Source organism: Vibrio sp. SCP2, from assembly GCF_059295395.1.
Window position 1 is genome coordinate 1 of sequence record NZ_JCAFVV010000033.1, and the last position, 463, is coordinate 463.

Annotated in this window: 1 pseudogene; it reads left to right on the forward strand. The window is 56.2% G+C overall.

Annotation, left to right across the window (positions count from 1 at the left end):
• Positions 1-463: pseudogene (locus tag AC5O63_RS22415) on the forward strand (tandem large repeat); the annotation flags it as partial.

Here is a 463-nt window from a genome sequence, read left to right on the forward strand (position 1 = left end):
GGCTATCACAGGTAGCAGTACGCGTTTTGCAGCGGGAGAATCGTTAACGGTTCAAGCGAGCGACACGAACGGTGGTAAAACCCCAGAAACGACCGTCAATGTATCCGGTGACGGTAGCTGGAATGTGAACCTAGACATGAGTGCGCTGCAAGACGGCCAAATTACCGTGACGGTAAGAGGGGAGAACAACCTGAATGCGGTGGCGACGCCAGCGACAGGCACGGTGCAAATGACCCGAGCGAAGCCAAGCTTAACGGCTGCGAGCTTTACTCCGGGTTACCAAGCCATTGGTCAAAGTGTTGATGTGAGACTGGAGTTTGATAAAGAGCTGCAGTCTGCGACCGCGACCTTAGGCGGCACGGCCATCAGTTCACTGGCGGCGACGGCAGACAAAAAAGTGTGGACAGGTAACGTCACGGTGCCGAGCAGCAGTGACCGCAGTGTGGGACTCGTGGTGAGCAAC